The sequence below is a fragment of the Pseudoprimorskyibacter insulae genome (assembly GCF_900302505.1).
Taxonomy (GTDB): Bacteria; Pseudomonadota; Alphaproteobacteria; order Rhodobacterales; family Rhodobacteraceae; genus Pseudoprimorskyibacter; species Pseudoprimorskyibacter insulae.
Genome location: NZ_OMOJ01000003.1, coordinates 103,005 through 119,220, shown reverse-complemented (window position 1 = coordinate 119,220; position 16,216 = coordinate 103,005). Strand labels below are relative to the sequence as shown.

General features: G+C 60.8%; 13 protein-coding genes and 1 other RNA gene. 7 read left to right on the top strand and 7 right to left on the bottom strand.

Translation table 11 applies throughout. From position 1 onward, the window contains the following. Window positions 1–129: 129 nt before the first annotated feature. Window positions 130–2,589 (bottom strand): penicillin acylase family protein, encoded by a 2,460-nt coding sequence (locus tag PRI8871_RS09715; RefSeq protein WP_108886029.1) that lies wholly within the window; start codon window positions 2,587–2,589, stop codon window positions 130–132. Between the two features lie 111 nt (window positions 2,590–2,700). Between PRI8871_RS09715 and PRI8871_RS09710 the strand changes: the two genes are divergently transcribed. Both PRI8871_RS09710 and PRI8871_RS09705 read left to right on the top strand, forming a co-directional pair. Beyond that, complete coding sequence (locus PRI8871_RS09710; RefSeq protein WP_108886028.1) at window positions 2,701–3,576, top strand: NAD(P)-dependent oxidoreductase; 876 nt, start codon at window positions 2,701–2,703, stop codon at window positions 3,574–3,576. Between the two features lie 535 nt (window positions 3,577–4,111). After that, a complete protein-coding gene (locus tag PRI8871_RS09705) occupies window positions 4,112–7,117 on the top strand; it encodes an Rne/Rng family ribonuclease (RefSeq protein ID WP_108886027.1) in 3,006 nt (1,001 codons plus the stop codon). Between the two features lie 77 nt (window positions 7,118–7,194). Here the strand turns inward: PRI8871_RS09705 and PRI8871_RS09700 are convergent, their stop codons facing one another. Beyond that, window positions 7,195–7,422, bottom strand: a complete 228-nt coding sequence (locus PRI8871_RS09700) for a sulfurtransferase TusA family protein (RefSeq protein WP_108886026.1) — start codon at window positions 7,420–7,422, stop codon at window positions 7,195–7,197. Window positions 7,423–7,514: 92 nt separating this feature from the next. Between PRI8871_RS09700 and PRI8871_RS09695 the strand changes: the two genes are divergently transcribed. The 4 genes from PRI8871_RS09695 (at window position 7,515) to PRI8871_RS09680 (ending at window position 12,245) form a co-directional block, all read left to right on the top strand. After that, a complete protein-coding gene (locus PRI8871_RS09695; protein WP_108886025.1) occupies window positions 7,515–8,261 on the top strand; it encodes a cytochrome c biogenesis CcdA family protein in 747 nt (248 codons plus the stop codon). Window positions 8,262–8,345: 84 nt separating this feature from the next. Further along, the gene (locus PRI8871_RS09690) at window positions 8,346–9,569 is read left to right on the top strand and encodes a hypothetical protein (protein ID WP_108886024.1); all 1,224 of its coding nucleotides are present in this window, start codon (window positions 8,346–8,348) and stop codon (window positions 9,567–9,569) included. Further along, window positions 9,566–10,966 carry a cytochrome P450 gene (locus PRI8871_RS09685; RefSeq protein WP_108886023.1) on the top strand — a complete coding sequence of 467 codons (1,401 nt, stop codon included), beginning with the start codon at window positions 9,566–9,568 and terminating at the stop codon, window positions 10,964–10,966. The genes PRI8871_RS09690 and PRI8871_RS09685 overlap by 4 nt, the downstream gene beginning before the upstream one ends. A gap of 106 nt (window positions 10,967–11,072) precedes the next feature. Next, window positions 11,073–12,245 (top strand): pyridoxal phosphate-dependent aminotransferase, encoded by a 1,173-nt coding sequence (locus tag PRI8871_RS09680; RefSeq protein ID WP_108886022.1) that lies wholly within the window; start codon window positions 11,073–11,075, stop codon window positions 12,243–12,245. 66 nt (window positions 12,246–12,311) lie between these two features. Here the strand turns inward: PRI8871_RS09680 and PRI8871_RS09675 are convergent, their stop codons facing one another. The 5 genes from PRI8871_RS09675 to ssrA all read right to left on the bottom strand — a co-directional run bounded on the left by PRI8871_RS09675 (window position 12,312) and on the right by ssrA (window position 15,498). After that, window positions 12,312–12,536, bottom strand: coding sequence for a ribbon-helix-helix domain-containing protein (locus PRI8871_RS09675; protein WP_108886021.1), 225 nt, complete (start codon window positions 12,534–12,536; stop codon window positions 12,312–12,314). After that, window positions 12,533–12,706 carry a DUF4169 family protein gene (locus tag PRI8871_RS09670; RefSeq protein WP_108886020.1) on the bottom strand — a complete coding sequence of 58 codons (174 nt, stop codon included), beginning with the start codon at window positions 12,704–12,706 and terminating at the stop codon, window positions 12,533–12,535. Before PRI8871_RS09670 ends, PRI8871_RS09675 begins: the two co-directional genes overlap by 4 nt. A 252-nt stretch (window positions 12,707–12,958) precedes the next feature. Next, entirely contained in the window at window positions 12,959–14,353 is a 1,395-nt protein-coding gene (gene fumC / locus PRI8871_RS09665; protein WP_108886019.1) for a class II fumarate hydratase, read from the bottom strand. A gap of 160 nt (window positions 14,354–14,513) precedes the next feature. After that, on the bottom strand, window positions 14,514–15,011 hold the full coding sequence (locus PRI8871_RS09660) for an SspB family protein (protein WP_108886018.1): 498 nt from the start codon (window positions 15,009–15,011) through the stop codon (window positions 14,514–14,516). Window positions 15,012–15,148: 137 nt separating this feature from the next. Next, window positions 15,149–15,498, bottom strand: a transfer-messenger RNA (tmRNA) gene (ssrA, locus tag PRI8871_RS09655). 334 nt (window positions 15,499–15,832) lie between these two features. Between ssrA and PRI8871_RS09650 the strand changes: the two genes are divergently transcribed. Beyond that, a complete protein-coding gene (locus PRI8871_RS09650) occupies window positions 15,833–16,099 on the top strand; it encodes a hypothetical protein (protein WP_108886017.1) in 267 nt (88 codons plus the stop codon). Window positions 16,100–16,216: the final 117 nt, after the last annotated feature.

Here is a 16,216-nt window from a genome sequence, read left to right as displayed (position 1 = left end):
CGGGCCCGCGCCCAGGGTTTGCCCGGTGCTGCGCACCGGGTGATGAGAGGGGGCGCTGCCCCCTTTTTGCGTTTTCAACGCAAATTCACCCCCGGCGGTATTTATCAAAGAGAAGAAGCAGGGGCGGGGTTACTGCGTGGTCAGGCGGGTGATGCCGACCGCGGCGGCGCGTGCTAGCCCGACATCCAGCGACATCGGGATATATTCGCCGCGGCGCCAGAGTTGGCCCAGATCTTCGTAATGGCGCGACAGGAAGTGGCCCGATTGCCCGGTTGCGCTGATGAAAACCGAACTGTCGGGATCGGCAAAATCATAGACGCCGCGATAGCCTGCGGCATGCACGTTCTGGAACGGGGCCGGGTCTTTGCCCGAGGTACGCCCGCGTTGCAGCGTGTGATCGCCGCCCGATGTGCTTTGGTGGATGTTGACGAAATAGCGCAGCAGCGGCACCTGGCCCAGAACCGGGTGGTCATGGGTGGCGGTGTGGGCCGCGCCCCAGCGCAGCGATTCCAGCGCCGTGCCGTGGTGTTCTTCGATCCAGACCAGCGCATCGTCCAGCGCAAGGCGGGCCACGTCTGAGCAGGTCTCAATCGGGGCCGAGCGCAGGACGTCGCACCATGCGCTGGCGCCGTCGATATCGCGGAACACCCGTTCGATGAACAGTGGTTCAATATGGTCAAATTCGCCCGTGAGCGGACCAAGATCATCCGAGATCAGGCGCTTTTGCAGGGCGCGCACCCATGCGGCATAGATCAGCGGTTCGGGCAGGTGTTCGTTCATCTCGCCGTTCCAGGCGGCCAGCATGTCCAGCGCCTGTTGGCGGCGGCGGGCGGGCGTGCCTTCGGGGGCGGCCTCTCCGGTGAACCACAGATCCGCGCCGATCAGCGGCAAAAGCGTGCGGGCCGTGACCGAGACCGTATCAAGCTGCGCTTCGATAAAGCTGTCGCGGGTGTGGACCTTGCGGTTTTGCATCATCCGTTCCCAGCGATAGACGCGCTGGCTGTCACCCCAGTCAAAGCTGACATGGCGGGGAAAGGGGGCATCGGTGGTGCGGTTGTTGGTGTTGCCGACGATGCCGCCTTCGGGGTTGATGAAGGACGGGTTGTCTTCATAGGGCAGGGTGCCGGACCAGCGGTTTTCGGGCATCCAGCCAAGCGCGGGCAGGCGGCCCTTGCTTTGGTGCGCCGGATCGCGAGCGGGCATGGCGCCGATCACCTGCATGGCGATGCCGGTCTGGTCGATCAGCGTCAGGTTCTGCGCCGGGGCGACATAGCTGCGCGAGGCCTCAAGCGCCTGCGGGATGTCTTGGGCGAACATCAGGCCGACGGCGGCCCTCATTGACGTGTCGGCGGGGCTGAGGGCTGTCCATGACAGGGCGGCCACATGGCCCGGCGGGGTAACGGTGGCCAGATCGAACTGGGTGCCGGGCAGAACCGGGCCATTGTCGGACCAACGCAGGGTCATGGTCAGGGGGGCTGCGTCTTTGATTTCGACAATGGATTTGCGCGTGCGGAAGGGTTTGAACCCATCGGGCGTGCGATATTCTTCGGTGTTGTCGGGGTTCAATTCTTCGATCAGCAGGTCTTGGTCATCAAGATAGGCCGAGGTCAGCCCCCAGCCCAGTTGTTCCGACCGGCCCACCATGATGGCCGGAACGCCCGGAATGCCCGCGCCGATGACGCCGCCAGAGCTGAGCTCTAGCCGCGCCAGATACCAGATGGTCGGGGCGGTCAGGCCAAGATGCGGGTCATTGGCCAGAAGGGTGCCTTTGCTGGCGGACCGGTGCGGGGCGGCGGCCCAGGCATTCGAAGCGCCTGCAAGGGCCGGTTCGGGGACCGGCCAGAGCGCGGCACTGCGCAGGGGCTGGCCCGATTGGCCGGGCAGGACGCCGGGCACAAGCGCGGCATAGTCCGGCAGGGCGGCAATGGGGGCGCCAGGCATATCGGGCAGCAGATCGGCCAAACGCTCGGGCGAAAGCAGCAGCGAGGCCCGCGCGCGCAGCACTTCGCTTTGCAGATGCCCAGACAGTTGCAGGCCCATCAGCTTGATGATCGCCAGTGAATCCGCCGGTTGCCATGGCGAGATCGCGGCGTTGAACAAGAAGAACTCGGGCGCGCCACGACCAAGGCTGTCGCGGTTGATCTCATCGATGCGGGCGTTCACCCCGGCGGCGTAGGATTCAAGCGCGTCCAGCGTGCGAGCGTCTTGTGACGGGACCGATTGCACGGCGGCTGTGTAGAGGTCGAGGCGGCGCAGCAACTTGTCTGTCTCAACTGTGCGCGCGCCGAAAATCTCGCTCAGGCGGCCTTGGGCGGTGCGGCGCAGGATGGTCATCTGCCACAGACGGTCTTGGGCATGGGCATAGCCAAGGCCAAAGAACACGTCGCGGTCCGTTCCGGCAAAGATGTGCGGGACGTCATTGTTGTCGCGAATGATCTCAATCTCGCTGGTGAGGCCCGCGACCGGCATGGTCTTGTTGTAATCGGGCAGGGACCGCGAGGTCAGGTAATAGACCAACGCAACGGCCACCACCGCCAGCACGATCAGTGCCGATACGATCTTGACCAGCCAACGAAACAGCGTGCCCATCCTAAATCCCCGCTTGTGTCGATGTTTTGGGACTAACCCGGTCAGGGCCTCTTGCCAAGGGGCGGCAGAGCGGCAACAAACGGTATACCAATTCAATGCGCGGAGGACGTCATGGCAAAAGTTGCATTCCTGGGGCTTGGGGTGATGGGTTACCCAATGGCTGGGCATCTGGCGAAAGCGGGTCACGAGGTGACGGTGTACAACCGCACAGCGGCCAAGGCCGAAAAATGGGCGGCGGATCACGGTGGCGCCTTCGCCGCAACCCCGCGCGAGGCGGCGGCCGGTGCCGATTTCGTTCTGTCCTGCGTTGGCAATGACGACGATCTGCGTTCGGTCTGCCTTGGTGATGACGGTGCCTTTGCCGGAATGGCCGCTGGCGCGATTTTTATTGATCACACCACGGTTTCGGCGGCAGTGACGCGCGAACTGTACGCTATGGCCAAGGACGCCGGGATTTCCTTTGTCGATGCGCCCGTGTCTGGCGGTCAGGCCGGTGCGGAAAACGGCCAGTTGGTCGTGATGTGCGGCGGCGACGAAGACGCCTATGCCAAGGCCGAACCGATCATCGATGCCTTTGCCAAGTTGTGCAAACGCCTTGGCGATACGGGTATGGGTCAGATGTGCAAGATGGTGAACCAGATCTGTATTGCCGGTCTGGTACAGGGCCTGTCCGAAGGGCTGCATTTCGCCGAGAAGGCCGGGCTTGATGGCCGCGCGGTGGTTGAAGTGATTGGCGGCGGCGCGGCTGGCAGCTGGCAGATGGTCAACCGCTATGAAACCATGATTGATGACAAGTTCGACCACGGCTTTGCCGTCGATTGGATGCGCAAGGATCTGGGCATTTGCCTTGATACCGCCGATGAAACCGGCGCAAGCCTGCCGGTCACGGCGTTGGTCGATCAGTTCTACAAGGACGTGCAGAAAATCGGCGGCGGGCGTTGGGACACGTCGAGCCTGATCAAGCGCCTACGCGCACTGGATGGATGATGGCGCGACCCGCGCTTGGGACAACGCAAAGGCCGCCAGATTTGAGGCGGCCTTTTTCTTTTTGAGCATTGGCGCGCCGAAATCCTATGGAAATGGCTGATTTTTTGTAAAAACCGCGCATTTGGGGGTGCTTAGGCCGGTAAGCGCCGTCATTTGGCCATTGTAAAATCGCTTTGCATCTGCATATGGTGATCTATGGCCCCGCCTTATCAGGCGACTGCTGGCCTAACCCTGAGATTCGCCGGTGCTGGCTTTGACGCGAAACCGCAAGCCGCGCCGGATCTTGAAAGGCCCCGCAAAGGCCCGACATACCCCGCCCGGACCGCGCAAGCGACGGGCATGAAACGGGCGCAGCCCCCATAAGGCATGCGTCGGAGAAGAACCGCGATGAAGCGCGCGACCGGATTGAGGCAAACAGCACGAGACCTACGGGTCCGGCCCTTGACCTGCGTGCGCCCGCTCGCCCAGACAAGTCACCGTCATATTAGTTCCAGACCCCCGGGAAAGGGCTGCATATGACGTGCATACGGACCACATGGCTAAGAAAATGCTTATCGACGCCACCCACGCGGAAGAAACCCGCGTCGTGGTGGTTGACGGAAACAAGGTTGAGGAATTCGACTTTGAATCCGAAAACAAACGCCAGCTTGCTGGCAACATCTATCTTGCAAAGGTAACACGGGTCGAACCGTCGCTTCAGGCGGCGTTTGTCGACTATGGCGGCAACCGCCACGGATTCCTTGCGTTCTCGGAAATCCATCCGGATTACTACCAGATCCCCGTCGCCGACCGTGAGGCGCTGATGGAGGAAGAACGCGTCTATGCCGAATCCATCCGCGAGTCGGAAGATGGTGACAGCAAGGAAGGCAAGGAAAAGGACAAAGAAGAAGGCGGCCCGCGCCGCCGTCGTCGTCGGTCCTCGAACAAGGCTGAAAAGTCGGCGCCCAAGGATGTGACGGCCTCTAAAGACGTGTCCGACACCATCTCGGGTATGGAAACCATCGATCTGGACACAGATAGCGACGACGAAGAAGGTCTGTCGCCGATGGAAACCGTTGCCGAAACTCCGGTTGAAGAACCGCAGGACACCCCGGCAGACGGTGACGCCGTCGCAGAGGGCGCAGCAGAGGCACCGGTAGAGGCTGAGGCCGAAACTGCGGTTGAAGCAGCCCCCGAAGCAGAGGCAGAAACCGCCGAAGCCCCGGCTGAGGTTGAGGTCGAATCTGAAGAGGCTGAGGAAGCCGACGCAGAGGCCGAAGAAGATGAAGATGACACCAAGGCAGATGCGGCTGCCAAGGACGAATCCATCGAATCCGTCGCCGATGATGACGATCACGAAGACATTCGCCCGCCGCGCAAACCGCGCGCGCGTCGCTACAAGATTCAAGAAGTCATCAAAGTGCGCCAGATCCTTCTGGTGCAGGTCGTCAAAGAAGAGCGTGGCAACAAGGGCGCGGCCCTGACCACCTATCTGTCGCTGGCAGGTCGCTACTGCGTCCTGATGCCGAACACCGCCCGTGGCGGCGGCATCAGCCGTAAGATCACCCAAGCCGCCGACCGTAAGAAACTCAAGGAAATCGCCACCTCGATCGACGTGCCGCAGGGCGCGGGCCTGATCATTCGGACCGCTGGCGCCAAACGCACCAAGACCGAAATCAAGCGCGATTACGAATATCTGCAACGCCTCTGGGAACAGATCCGCGAGCTGACGCTGAAATCCGTCGCGCCCGCCAAGATCTACGAAGAAGGCGACCTTATCAAACGCTCGATCCGTGATCTTTACAATCGTGAGATTGACGAGGTGCTGGTGGAAGGCGAACGCGGTTACCGCATCGCCAAGGACTTCATGAAGATGATCATGCCGTCCCATGCCCGTAACGTGAAGCATTACAACGAACAGATGCCGCTTTTCGCCCGCTATCAGGTCGAAAGTTATCTGGGCGGTATGTTCAACCCGGTGGTTCAGCTGAAATCTGGTGGCTACATCGTGATCGGCGTGACCGAAGCGCTGGTTGCGATCGACGTGAACTCGGGCCGGGCCACCAAAGAAGGCTCGATCGAGGAAACCGCGCTCAAGACCAACCTTGAGGCGGCCGAAGAAGTCGCGCGCCAATTGCGTCTGCGCGACCTTGCGGGCCTGATCGTGATCGACTTCATCGACATGGATGAGCGTAAGAACAACGCCTCCGTCGAAAAGCGCATCAAAGACAAGCTGAAGACCGACCGCGCCCGCATTCAGGTTGGCCGCATCTCGGGCTTTGGCCTGATGGAGATGAGCCGCCAGCGTCTGCGCCCCGGTATGATTGAGGCCACGACCCAACCGTGCCCGTCGTGCCACGGCACCGGCCTGATCCGCTCGGACGATAACATGGCGCTAAGCATTCTGCGCCAGATCGAAGAAGAAGGCGTTCGCAACCGGTCGCGTGAAGTTCTGGTGCGCTGCCCGGTTGGCATTGCCAACTACCTGATGAACCAAAAGCGCGAACATGTGGCGATGATCGAAGGCCGCTATGGTCTGTCGGTCCGCATCGAAGGCGACCCGCATCTGGTCAGCCCCGATTTCACGCTTGAAAAGTTCAAGACCGCCACGCGCAATGTCACCCCGGTCGAAACCCCCGTTGTGTCGGTTGACACTTCGATCATGGATGAGATCGACGAGGAGGTCGAAGCCGAAGATCTGGAGGTCGAAGCCGACACCGAAGCAGATCGCGATGAGGCGGATGACGATCAGAAGCCCAAAAAGCGCCGTCGTCGTCGTCGCCGCCGGAAAGGTGGCAATGGGGATGGTACATCGTCTGAGGACGGGTCGGACAATGACTCTGATGCGGATGATAACGGTTCTGAAGATGAAGGCGACGATCAAGCCGCCGCGTCCGAGGATGGCGAAGAAGAGGCCAAGCCGAAGAAGCGCCGCCGTTCGCGTCGTCGTCGTAAGGACAAGCCCACCGAGGAAGGCGCAGGCAATGACGGCGCTGAGGGTGAGGGCGAAGAGGCCGCATCTGAGGTGACCGCGTCGGAAGAGACCCCTGTCGAAACCGCTGCGGCCGAGGGTGACGCATCTGCCGAGGCCGTAACTGAGGCCGAAGCGCCTGTAGCCGTGGAAGCGGCCACTGAGGCCGAGGTGACCGAGGCCGCCGAAGCACCTGCTGATGCTGCGCCGGAAGAAAGCGCCGAAGTGGTTGAAGTACAGTCCGAGGCGGAAACGACCACTGAGGAGCCTGCTGCCGAAGCCGAGCCCGCACCTGAGGCAGCGGCGGAACCGGTTGAAGCTGCGGCGGAACCCGCCGAGGTTGCGGAACCAGTAGAAGCGGAAGCGGTTGAGGCCGAGGCTGTTGAAGCACAGGCCGAGGAGCCTGTCGCCGAAGCACCGGCTGAGGTTGCTGAAGTTGCTGAGGAACCTGCGGCAGAAGCGGACGTTGCCGAAGCGCCCGCAGAGGAGCCGGTTCTTGAAACCGCAGCGGCAGAACCCGCGCCGGTGGAAGAGACTGCCGAAGAGGAAGACCCCAACAAGCCAAAGCGCCGGGGTTGGTGGTCGCGCTAAGACGCGGCCAACCACAAAAAAAATACGGGGCGGTGCAAATGCGCCGCCCCGATGCGTTTCAGGTCAACCGTCTAAAATCAATCGGCCTTCTGGATCTGCCAGATCATCACGCCGCCCTCAGACTCTTGCTGGTCCAGCAAGGTATGACCGGCCTCTTGGCAGAAATGCGGGACATCAATGATCGCCGCCGGATCATCGGTCTGAAGCACCAGAATATCGCCCGCCGCTAAGGCCGACAGGCGTTTGCGCGCCCGCAGCACGGGCAGGGGGCACAGAAGCCCAATGGCATCGCAATCTTGTTTCATAGCAAACCTCTAGGATGACCGAGGTGATCTGTCCACAAGGATGTGATACGGCGTGGCGTGACAGCGCCAGCGGGATACCCTAAGACGATCTCATGTTTGAAACGACGCTCATAGATGCCAGCATGCTGCCTGCGATGTTCATCGCATTGGCGTCTGGCATTATCTCCTTCCTTAGCCCCTGTGTTCTGCCGGTGGTGCCGCCCTACCTGGCCTATATGTCGGGCGTGTCGATGGCCGATCTGGGCAAAGGCGCGGGCCGTCGGGCGATGTTGCCTGCGCTTTTCTTTGTCATGGGCTTGTCGACGGTGTTCCTGCTGCTGGGGCTCGCCGCCAGCGCCATTGGGGCGGCGTTTTTCCAGTTTCAATCGTGGTTCAACACCATTGCCGGGATCACTGTGATGATCTTTGGCGCGCATTTCATTGGCGTGATCCGCATCGGCTTTCTGAACCGCGAAGCGCGGATTGATGCCGGGGATCAAAGCGGTACGGCCTTTGGGGCCTATATTCTGGGGCTGGCCTTTGCCTTTGGCTGGACGCCCTGCCTTGGCCCGCAGCTGGGCGCGATCCTGTCCTTGGCCGCGTCTGAGGCATCGGTCAGTAAGGGTATGACTTTGCTTGCGATTTATGCGGCGGGCCTTGGCATTCCCTTCCTGCTGGTCGCCGCCTTCCTGCCGCGCCTGACCGGCACCTTGGCTTGGTTCAAACGCCATATGGAGCAGATCGAACGCGCCATGGGCCTTTTGCTTTGGACGATTGGCCTGTTGATGCTGACGGGCGGGTTTTCGTCGCTGTCCTTCTGGCTGCTGGAAACCTTCCCCGCTTTGGCAACACTCGGGTAAGGTTGTTCTGACTTTCGGAACAATTGCCATAGTCTTGCCGGATTGCTCATCTATCCTGACCCAAACGATATTTGAGCAGTCCGCATGACAGATCATCCTGTGCGCACCCGCCGCGTGTTTTATGTGCCCGGCTATGACCCGATCCCGCCCCGGCGGTATCGCGAACTCTATCGCCGGGAATCTGCCGACCAAGCGCGGATTTCAGGCTATGAGATCGCGCTGAGGCCCAAGAAACGCGGCGGCACTTTCGGTTGGCAGGTTGAAGGGCAGATCGACGGGCAGGCGGTCACCGCAGATATCGACGTGCTGATCTGGTCCGATATCGTGCGCGACAGCATGGCCAACGGCATCATCGCCACCTATGCGCAGCTTGTCCGCACCGCTTGGGCCTATATCGGCACCGGTGCCCTGTGGCGGCTGATGCGGCTGCGGCAGGGGCCGGTGATCGCTGCGCTTTATCCTGTGTTGTTCCTGCTGGTGCAGGCGGGGCTTGGGCTGGGGCTGGGCTATCTGGCCTATTGGGCGATCACAGCGCTGCTGCCGGGGTTCGGGATCGCGGCGCAGGCCCTGGGCGGTGTGCTGTGGTTGGTGATCGCTTGGGCCGTGGTGGAATGGTTCCGGCGGCGCGATGGCAAGTTCTTTGCCTATTACCTGATGCATGACTACGCCTTTTCGGCCCGCTATCTGGGCGCCAACCCGCCCGCGCTGGAAATGCGCATGGCCGATTTTGCAGACACCATCGCCGAGGCGCTGCAAAGCGATGCCGATGAGGTGCTGGTGGTCGGGCATTCCTCGGGGGCGCATTTGGCCGTGTCGATTTTGGCGGACCTGATCCGCGATGGGCGCGTGCCGGCGGATGGTCCGGCGCTGGCCTTCCTCAGCCTTGGCCAAGTGGTGCCGATGGTGTCCTTCTTGCCCAAGGCCACGCGGCTGCGGACGGACCTGCGTTTCCTCAGTGCGCGGGATGAGCTGACATGGGTCGATGTGACCGCGCCCGGCGATGGCTGCGCCTTTGCGCTATGCGATCCGGTGGGCGTGTCGGGTGTCGCGCCCGAGGGCAAGACATGGCCGCTGGTGTTTTCCGCGCAGTTCAAAAATTCGCTGAGTGAGGCCCGCTGGAATGAGTTGAAGCGTCGATATTTTCGCTTGCATTTCCAATACTTGTGCGCCTTTGATAAACCTTTGGATTATGACTATTTCCAGATCACCGCAGGCCCAGTCACCTTGGCCAAGCGCTATGAGGGCCGCCCGCCGTCCGCCAGCCGGATTGAGCATGCGGTGTCGAAATACACATCGGTCGACCCATGATCCCGCCCAAACCAAAGGCCCGGCCAGATAAGGTAACGCTTTGGCGCTACGTCAAACTGTTCCGCCAAGACATTCTGTCGGCCCAACCCGCGCGGCTTTATCGGGCGTGGATGGCAGAATTCCGCACGCCGTTTTTCCGCAGCTATCTGCTGAACCAGCCCGATCTGGTGAAAACGGTTTTGAAGGACCGCCCCGACGATTTCCCCAAATCTTCGCGCATATCCGAAGGGCTGCGGCCTTTGCTGGGCAACTCGGTCTTCCTGACCAATGGCGAGGTGTGGAAGCGCCAGCGCCGCATCATTGACCCAGCGTTTGAGGGCGGGCGTCTGCGCGACACATGGCCAGCAATGTGGGCGGCGGCAGAGGCGGCGGCCAAGCGGTTGAACGCGCAGGCCGAGCAGGTGGTCGAGGTCGAAGAGCTATGTTCGCACGCGGCGGCGGATGTGATCTTTCGCACGCTGTTTTCCATCCCGATCGAGGATGATCTGGCCAGCGCCGTGTTCCACGAATTCCGCGCCTATCAACGCAGCCAGCCGATCCTGAATGTGGCGGCCTTTGTGCCACTGCCGCACTGGATGCCGCGCCTGCATCGCCGTGGCACCCGGGCCTCGGCCCGGCGCATCCGGGGGCTGATCCAGCAATTGACCGACCGCCGGATGGAGCAGATCCGTGCAGGCACCGCGCCGGACGATCTGGCCACCAAGATCATGACCACCCGCGACCCGGTGACAGGCGATACCTTCACCGCCGATGAAATGGTCGATCAAGTGGCGATTTTCTTTCTGGCCGGTCATGAAACCAGCGCCTCGGCGCTTGGCTGGGCCTTGTATCTGCTGGCCGAAAGCCCGGAGTGGCAGGACCGTGTCGCCGAGGAGGCCCAGGGCTTGGTTGCGGGGGACTTTGCCGAGTTTGGACGATTGAGCGCCGCCAAGGACGTGTTCCGCGAAACGCTGCGGCTTTACCCACCCGTGCCGATGATGGTGCGCGAGGCCACATGCCCCGAACGGTTCCGCGACCGCGACATCGCCCCCGGCGCGCAGATGGTCATCAGCCCGTGGCACTTGCACCGCCACGAACGCATTTGGGACCGCCCGGATGAATTTGACCCGGCGCGCTGGCAAACCGACGATGGGCGGCGCTGCGCCCGCGATGCCTATATCCCGTTCTCAGCCGGGCAACGGGTCTGCACCGGAGCGGGTTTCGCCATGGTCGAAGGGCCGCTTCTGCTGGCGCGGCTGCTGCGGGATGTCTCGGTTCGGCCCGTCACCCCGCCGGAACCCGTGGCCCATCTGACCGTGCGGGCCAAGGATGGCATCCACCTGCGCGTCGAGCGGCGTCGCCCGCCCACGCCCATCGAGGGAGAGGCCGGGCGCTCTGGCACGCGCCAGAGGGGCTAAACGGCGATGAAGGAAAACTGAAACACCCGCCCGCGATCCCCCATTGAACCGCTGGGTGCGCTTGGTATACCAAGTTGCAATGCCAGACGTGAGGGAGGAACCAGCCATGTCACACTTGAAACTTGCAGCCGGAATGGGCCGCCTTGGCACCGAGTCTGCCTTCACCGTTCTGGCCCATGCCGGCAAACTGGCCGCGCAGGGCAAGGACATCATCAACCTTGGCATCGGCCAGCCCGATTTCCGCACGCCGGAACACATTGTTGAGGCCGGGGCGAAGGCGCTGAAGGACGGCCATCACGGCTATACGCCCGCAAATGGCCTGCCGGTGCTCCGCGAGGCAGTCGCCGCCGACCTGAACCGCCGCCATGGGGTTGAGGTGAATCCCGACAACGTGGTCGTTGTGCCGGGCGGCAAGCCCACCATGTTCTTCGCCGTGCTGATGTTTGGCGAGCCGGGGGCCGAGATCATGTACCCCAACCCCGGTTTCCCGATTTATGAATCGGTGATCAAGTTCACCGGGGCGACCCCGGTGCCGATCCGCCTGACCGAAGACAAAGGCTTTGCCTTTGATGCCGAATCCGTGCTGGCGCAAATCACTGATAAAACCCGCCTGATCATCATCAACAGCCCGGCCAACCCCACGGGCGGGGTGACCCCGAAGGAAGAAATTGACAAGCTGGTCAAAGGCTTGGAGACCCATCCGCATGTCGCCATTCTGTCGGATGAGATCTATTCCGAGATGCTCTATGACGGGCGCGAACATGTCTCGCTGTTGCAATACCCGTCGATCCGCGACCGGCTGATCGTGCTGGATGGCTGGTCGAAAACCTATGCCATGACCGGCTGGCGCATGGGCTATGCGGTCTGGCCTGACCAGTTGGTGGATCACGTCACCCGTCTATGCATCAACGACCATTCTTGCGTGAACGCCTCAGCGCAATTCGCCGGGCTGGCCGCGCTGACCGGGCCGAAAGACGCGGTGCTGGATATGGTGAAACAGTTCGATGCGCGCCGCAAAGTGATCGTAGACGGGCTGAATGCGCTGCCGGGCGTGCGCTGCGCCGATGCGGCGGGGGCGTTCTATGCCTTCCCGAATATCGAGGGCACGGGGCTGACTTCGATGCAGGCGCAGAACAAGTTTCTGGAAGAGGCCGGCGTCGCCGCCATCGCAGGCACCAGCTTTGGCGCCTTGGGCGAGGGCTATATCCGGTTCAGCTATGCCAACTCGACCGAGAATATCGAGCGGGCCCTAGAGCGCATCGGCAAGCTGCTGGCGTGACGCCGTAGGGTGGGTTTTCAACCCACCGCCCCCTGGCGCAACCGAATGGTGGGTCACAAACCCACCCTACGGGGCACGCGTGACGTAGAAATCCAGCACATAAAGGCGGATCGCGGTCGCAAGGCCGCTGTCGAGCCCGCGTGATTCATCGATTTCGGCAGCGAGTTCGTTGATTGCCTTGCCTTCGGATTTGGCAATCTCACGGAAGGCGCGCCAGAACGGTTCCTCAAGTGACACCGACGTGCGGTGCCCGCGCAAGGTCAGCGAGCGTTTGATCGGACGACCGCTCATTCCTTGTGATGCCCGTCCAGATCCTTCTTCGCCTTTTCGTCACGCGCCTGTTCCAGCGCTTTTTGCGCTTTGGTGCGGCCAAATTTCACCGCATTCTGATCCGCGTCCTTGCGGGCGTCAGAGCGGGCTTTGGCTTTGCGGAATTGGTTCAGGTTTACGATGTCGGCCATGGTCCCATGCTAGCAAATGCATCGCGCCCGTCCAGAGGGGGCGAGCGTGGTCATTGCCATTGGCGTCACTATTTTTTGCGTATTTGGAAAGAGAAGAATGACAGGACCAGTTCTGATAGGGGCATCGTCCTGCCTGCTTCTTCTCTTGAATAAATACGCAAACGCGACGCTGGCCGCTTGCACCTGCATCCGCAGAACGAAAACAGGCACCCCGAAGGGTGCCTGCGAGGTCAGTCAAAGCGGAGGCAGAGATCAGTCTTTGGGGCCGATCATCTGTTCGGGGCGGACCACGGCGTCAAAGGTGGCTTCGTCCACAAAGCCAAGCGCGACGGCCTCTTCCTTCAACGTGGTGCCGTTCTTATGCGCGGTCTTGGCGACCTTGGTGGCGTTGTCATAGCCGATGGTCGGGGCCAGCGCGGTCACCAGCATCAGCGATTCCTGCATCAGTTTCTGGATGCGCGGCTTGTTCGCTTCGATGCCCAGCAGCATACGTTCGGTAAAGCTGTCAGCGACGTCGCCCAACAGCTGCATGGATTGCAGCAGGTTGTAGCTCATCATCGGGTTGTAGACGTTCAGTTCGAAATGGCCTTGCGAGCCTGCGAACTTCATCGCCGTGTCATTGCCCATGACATGTGCCGCGACCTGAGTCATCGCTTCGGCTTGGGTCGGGTTAACTTTGCCCGGCATGATCGACGAACCGGGTTCATTTTCCGGCAGGATCAGCTCGCCCAGACCCGAGCGGGGGCCCGAGCCGAGGAAGCGGATGTCGTTGGCGATCTTGTACATCGCGCCTGCAACCGTGGCCAAAGCGCCCGACATGAAGACCATCGCATCATGAGCGGCCAGCGATTCAAACTTGTTCGGCGCGGTGACAAAGGGCAGGCCGGTGATTTCGGCCATATTGCCCGCAACCTGTTCGCCCCAGCCGTTCTTGGTGTTCAGGCCGGTGCCGACGGCGGTGCCGCCTTGCGCCAGCTCATAGATACCGGGCAGGGCCAGTTCGATGCGCTTGATGCCGTTGCGGATCTGCATGGCATAGCCCGAGAATTCCTGGCCCAGGGTCAGGGGCGTGGCGTCTTGGGTGTGGGTGCGGCCGATCTTGATGATGTCTTTGAACTCGGCCGACTTGGCTTCCAGACCTTCGGCCAGTTTGGTCAGACCGGGCAGCAGCACGTCGCGGGTCATCATCGCGGCGGCGATGTGCATGGCGGTCGGGAAGGTGTCGTTCGACGACTGCCCCATGTTGCAGTGGTCATTGGGGTGCACCGGCTTTTTGGAGCCGATTTCGCCGCCCAGGATTTCGATCGCGCGGTTGGCGATGACTTCGTTCGAGTTCATGTTCGACTGGGTGCCGGAGCCGGTCTGCCAGACGACCAGTGGGAAGTTGTCATCGAACTTGCCTTCGATCACTTCGCCCGCGGCCTGAATGATGGCATCGGCGACGGTGGCATCCATGTCGCCATTGGCTTTGTTGGCCATGGCGCAGGCTTTCTTGATCACGCCAAGCGCGCGCACGATGGCGACGGGCTGTTTTTCCCAACCGATGGGGAAGTTCATGATCGAACGCTGTGTCTGAGCGCCCCAATACTTGTCTGCGGGGACCTCAAGCGGGCCAAAGCTGTCGGTTTCGGTGCGGGTCGCGGTCATCTCTCGCTCCTCGATGTATGCGGTTGTATGCCGATTAGCGCCTGAAGCGCGATTGCGCAATTGTCCAGAAGGGCGCAGTCCGTATCTGTTTAGTAAAACCGACGCGACGCGCAACCATTGCCGGCGCCCTAAGCGCTAACGCCCAGTGTTTTGGCAGCAATCAGTTGGGATGTTTGCGGAAACTGTCGAGGCTGACCACATCTGCATCCTTATGCGGGGGCAGATCGTCGCCATCATCGTCCTGATCGGCCACCGAAGAGGGGGCCGTATCGCGCGACAGGGGAATCGGTGTCGGGCTTTCGGATTCGCTGTTTTCAAAACGCAGGCCGAATTCGACAGACGGGTCGACAAAGGTCTTGATCGAGTCGAACGGGATATACAGACGTTCCGGCGCATCGCCAAAGTTCAGCGTCACCGCGAACCCGTCATCATCCACTTTCAGATCGTCGAACCAGTTTTGCATGACCACGGTCATATCGCCGGGATAGCGATCAGACAGCCAGTCCGCGATCATCACATCGGGATGGCCAGTATCGAAGGTGATGAAAAAATGATGCTGGCCGGGCAGCCCGTCTTCTTGGACGCCGGTCAAAACATCATGGATCAAGCTGCGCATCGCACGATGCATCAGGTTCCCATAGTCGATACTGCGAGACATGCCAGTTCTTCCTCTGCCAATGGCCTGAGCATATTCCATATTCTCGGAAACAAAAGAGGATACCAGTGAAAAATCAATGAATGGGCGAAACAGACAGGATTTGTCCGGCTGTGCAACCTATGCTGGCGATGTGGGAAAGTGCAGGTTTCTGTTGCCAGGTACCTGCGAACCCCGCCTTACGCTGCTAAGCGCAAGGACTTAGATTTCGATTCCTCGAACTGCTTACGCAGCCAGAGCAACCGGAGCACGATTGTCGTTTGCAATTGTACTTTTTGAACCGATAACGGTGGTATCTCACCGAAGCAAAGCTACGTTTTTACACGTTCGTCGATCCTATTTCGGCCCCATGATCCTCAAACGAAGGATGTTTGGTGGAGCCGCCGGGTACCGCCCCCGGGTCCGATCCGCTTATTCTACGCGCGTTTATGCCCATAGTTCCCGAGGGAACACCCGATATATAGAAGCCGTTGTTCCGCTTTACAAGTCAGCTTGAGGCAGCACACTGTTGTTGTGCTGCAACAGGTATCGAAATGGGAAACCGGGGCCGAAACGGCCCTGTTTTGACGCGCTATCGGGGCGGCAATGTTCGAAAAATGAAACAAAACCCATTGTTCGGCTTGGATTGTTTCAATAGTTTCGCAAATTCCATCTAAAGTTGCGCGATTGTGCCGGGGCAGCGACAAACGCACTTAAAACGGCAGATCGCGTTTAAATCTTAGCCGTTTTTTACGGAGCGATGACAATTCGCACAGACCATGCTAGCTTGGATCCATCGATAACGGATCGCGGAAAACCGCGGCCAAGGCAGAGCAGGATTTATTATGAGTGTCCAATATGAGATTGATCCCGATGAACTGACCGGCCCGGCCAGCTGGTCCTACGGCAAGTTGATCGGCGTTTTGTTCCTAGTCATCACCTCGGCTCTTTTGCTGAACGTCTTCCTGATCGCCGGGGCGGCCAAGATGTACGGATTTAGCAATTTTCCATTGTTTGTGGTTCTCACCTGGATCTTCCCGGTTAGCCTGATCGGGGCGTGGTTTACCGCCCGCTGGGTCCGCCGGATGGTCGAAAACCCAGACGAGGCGTAACGCGCGCGACATCGGGGCCGCGGAACCCTCCCGCCGCAGTGCCCCACCATTGGCCCGGTCCCTTGCCGGGCCATTTGGCGTTTGATCGGCTGTGACAAATTCTTCACTGGCCATGGC

What these genes read in the sequence shown, in the direction of transcription:
- PRI8871_RS09715 (WP_108886029.1), bottom strand. Translation starts at nt 2,589, where the DNA reads ATGGGCACGCTGTTTCGTTGGCTGGTCAAGATCGTATCGGCACTGATC.
- PRI8871_RS09710 (WP_108886028.1), top strand. Translation starts at nt 2,701, where the DNA reads ATGGCAAAAGTTGCATTCCTGGGGCTTGGGGTGATGGGTTACCCAATG.
- PRI8871_RS09705 (WP_108886027.1), top strand. Translation starts at nt 4,112, where the DNA reads ATGGCTAAGAAAATGCTTATCGACGCCACCCACGCGGAAGAAACCCGC.
- PRI8871_RS09700 (WP_108886026.1), bottom strand. Translation starts at nt 7,422, where the DNA reads ATGAAACAAGATTGCGATGCCATTGGGCTTCTGTGCCCCCTGCCCGTG.
- PRI8871_RS09695 (WP_108886025.1), top strand. Translation starts at nt 7,515, where the DNA reads ATGTTTGAAACGACGCTCATAGATGCCAGCATGCTGCCTGCGATGTTC.
- PRI8871_RS09690 (WP_108886024.1), top strand. Translation starts at nt 8,346, where the DNA reads ATGACAGATCATCCTGTGCGCACCCGCCGCGTGTTTTATGTGCCCGGC.
- PRI8871_RS09685 (WP_108886023.1), top strand. Translation starts at nt 9,566, where the DNA reads ATGATCCCGCCCAAACCAAAGGCCCGGCCAGATAAGGTAACGCTTTGG.
- PRI8871_RS09680 (WP_108886022.1), top strand. Translation starts at nt 11,073, where the DNA reads ATGTCACACTTGAAACTTGCAGCCGGAATGGGCCGCCTTGGCACCGAG.
- PRI8871_RS09675 (WP_108886021.1), bottom strand. Translation starts at nt 12,536, where the DNA reads ATGAGCGGTCGTCCGATCAAACGCTCGCTGACCTTGCGCGGGCACCGC.
- PRI8871_RS09670 (WP_108886020.1), bottom strand. Translation starts at nt 12,706, where the DNA reads ATGGCCGACATCGTAAACCTGAACCAATTCCGCAAAGCCAAAGCCCGC.
- fumC (WP_108886019.1), bottom strand. Translation starts at nt 14,353, where the DNA reads ATGACCGCGACCCGCACCGAAACCGACAGCTTTGGCCCGCTTGAGGTC.
- PRI8871_RS09660 (WP_108886018.1), bottom strand. Translation starts at nt 15,011, where the DNA reads ATGTCTCGCAGTATCGACTATGGGAACCTGATGCATCGTGCGATGCGC.
- PRI8871_RS09650 (WP_108886017.1), top strand. Translation starts at nt 15,833, where the DNA reads ATGAGTGTCCAATATGAGATTGATCCCGATGAACTGACCGGCCCGGCC.